Raw genomic sequence first — 2,655 nt, forward strand, 5'->3', positions numbered from 1 at the left:
CGCTGGAGCACTTCGGTAACGCCCCCGAGCAGGGCCTGGACACCGACGGTTTCTTGATGATGGCGCACACCAACCCGCCGCAGAAGCTGGCCAAGCAGGCACGTATCATGGCCGACGGTGGCTGCCAGTGCGTGTACGTGGTGGACTCGGCCGGCGCGCTGGTGCTGGAGGGCGTGGCCGACCGGGTCTCCGCGCTGGTTGCCGAGCTCGGTGACGACGCCCAGGTCGGTTTTCACGGCCACGAGAACCTCGGCATGGGGGTGGCCAACTCGGTGGCGGCGGTGCGGGCCGGCGCCAAGCAGATCGACGGCTCCTGCCGACGGTTCGGCGCCGGCGCCGGCAACGCGCCGGTGGAGGCGCTGATCGGGGTCTTCGACAAGATCGGTGTGAAGACCGGGATCGACTTCTTCGACATCGCCGACGCCGCCGAGGACGTGGTCGCCCCGGCGATGCCCGCCGAGTGCCTGCTGGACCGCAACGCGCTGATCATGGGCTACTCCGGGGTGTACTCCAGCTTCCTCAAGCACGCCGTGCGCCAAGGCGAGCGCTACGGGGTGCCCGCCCACGAGCTGCTGCACCGGGCCGGCCAGCGCAAGCTGATCGGCGGCCAGGAGGATCAGCTGATCGACATCGCGCTGGAGATCAAGCGCGAGGAACAAGAGGCCAAAGCGGCCGGGGCCAAGTAACCGAACGTCGCGTTCATGCCAGAGCCGCCACGGTGAACGGGCTGCGCAGCAGGTAGCGGCTGGTCGGCAGTCCTTCCTACCTTGGCGACGGTGATAACTGCTCGTGGACCCGTGCAACCCGGTCACGGTCGGCATCAAGTCCGACCAGATCCAGGTGGTCAAACCCCTCAAAGGACTCCGACGCCGACGCCGGGGCCGACTTGGGGCCACCGCCGCGCCGGTGTCACCGCCCCCGGCCCGGGTGCGGCTTCGACCCGCCGAGTTGCGCGGTTACCGCGTCGGCGGCCGCCACCAGCCGACCGCCCCGTCTGGTGATCTCAGCGTCGCTCAGTGCCCGGTCGACCTGCAGTGACACCACCATCACCTGCCGCTGGTGATGGTCGAAGACCGGCGCGGAGATGACGCTGATCTCCTGTCGCCGGCGACTGGAGTCACCACCCGCATCGCGTAGGTAGACCCGCTCGCCGATATCGGAGACCAGCTCACCGAGGAGCGCCTGCAGTTCGTCGGGCAGGTCGCCGGCGAGCCCGGCCATCAGCGTGTAGAGGCGCCGCCCCCCGGGGGTGAGGCGTTCGACCAGATAGCCGGTTGCCCGGCACTCCGCGACGACCCGGTCCAGCCGTTCCGGATCGGTGCGCAGCGGAATGGTCGGCTCCCGGGCCAGCCAGTCGCGCAGCGCGTCGTCGTCCCAGAGCACGAACATCAGCCCGACCGGCGGCGCGAACGGGTAGCTCTGCCCGGCCCGCACCGCCGCCTTGGCGTCCGGTGGCGCGACCAGCTCCAGCACCGTGATCCGCTCGTCGACCACCGCCGACAGCGCCGCGGTGGTGCCGAAGGCCGCCGACAGCCGCCGGAGCTCTTCGCGGGCCGCCGGGCTGACCCGCAGCGCGTCCTGGGCGGCGTGGCCCAGCGCGATCAGCGCCGGACCCAGCCGGTAGGTCTTCTCCGGTGTGTCGCGGACCAGATAGCCGGCGTCGGTCAGCGCGGTCACGATCCCCAGGCAGGTCGGTTTGCTCAGATCCAGCCGCCGGGCCAGCTCGGAGAGGCCGAACCGGTCATGCGGATGGCGGGCCAGGAAGTCCAGGACGGCCACCACCCGTGCGGTCGGCGGGGAGGTTCGAACCGAGCGGTCGTGTTGCGGCATCGCGGCGCCTGTTCTAGGGTGTGGTTCAACAATTCTACCGATACGGTTCATTATTGAACCACAAAGGATGTGTCGATGTACTCCGAGCCGCTGGCTCAGGCGATCACCGAGGCGGAGCGCCTGATCGCCGAGGCGCCGCACGTCGAGACCGAAGCCGACCTGGCCGAGGGATTGCAGTACCTGGCGGGCTGCATCGCCGCATGCACGCACCTGGCGTTCGGCTCCGAGCGCGATCACCCGTTCCTGCTGTCGGGCACCGGGCCGTTCACCAAGCAGGGCCTGGACAACCCGGACACCCTCTACTTCGGGACCGTGCTGCGGGCCGGTCACGACTACCTGGTCACCGGTGAGCGCGGTAGCACCACCGACCTCAGCTTCCAGCTGCTGGGCGGCGAGTACACCGACGCCCAGGTGCCGGCCAGCGAGGCCGCTTTCGACGACCGCGAGTTGGAGATCGCGGCCGACGGCAGCTTCGAGTGGCGCTTCCGCCCGGAGAAACCGGCTCAACTGGTGATCCGCGAGGTGTACGGCGACTGGTCGCAGCGGCGCGGCAGCATCGCCATCTCCCGGCCGGACACCGCGGGAACGGCACCGCCGCCGCTGACCCGGGAACGGATCGAGCGGCGCTATGCCGCGGCGGGAAAGCAACTCGTCAACCGGGTCAAGACCTGGCTGGCGTTTCCGCAGTGGTTCTACCTCAACCTGCCGGCCAACACCATGGTCGAGCCGCGGATCACCCCGGGCGGGCTCACCACCCAGTCCTCGTCGGCCGGGCACTTCGAGCTGGCGCCGGATCAGGCGCTGGTGATCACCGTGCCGGCCGGC

Annotated in this window: 3 protein-coding genes; 2 read left to right on the plus strand and 1 reads right to left on the minus strand. The window is 69.9% G+C overall.

Annotated elements, in window-relative coordinates; all coding sequences use genetic code 11:
* Nucleotides 1-686, plus strand: a 686-nt coding sequence (dmpG, locus tag AC2VNT_RS13335) for a 4-hydroxy-2-oxovalerate aldolase (protein ID WP_486947317.1), incomplete at its 5' end; no start/stop codon positions are given.
* A 223-nt stretch (nt 687-909) separates the two neighbouring features.
* Here the strand turns inward: dmpG and AC2VNT_RS13340 are convergent.
* On the minus strand, nt 910-1,830 hold the full coding sequence (locus tag AC2VNT_RS13340) for an IclR family transcriptional regulator (protein WP_486947318.1): 921 nt from the start codon (nt 1,828-1,830) through the stop codon (nt 910-912).
* A gap of 75 nt (nt 1,831-1,905) precedes the next feature.
* Here AC2VNT_RS13340 and AC2VNT_RS13345 point away from each other — a divergent pair.
* Nucleotides 1,906-2,655, plus strand: a 750-nt coding sequence (locus tag AC2VNT_RS13345) for a hypothetical protein (protein WP_486947319.1), incomplete at its 3' end; no start/stop codon positions are given.

It is taken from the genome of Mycobacterium sp. TH-M15 (assembly GCF_057473705.1).

Bases quoted from the DNA above. Each gene is read 5' to 3' on its own strand.
- AC2VNT_RS13340 (WP_486947318.1), bottom strand. From the start codon at position 1,830: ATGCCGCAACACGACCGCTCGGTTCGAACCTCCCCGCCGACCGCACGG.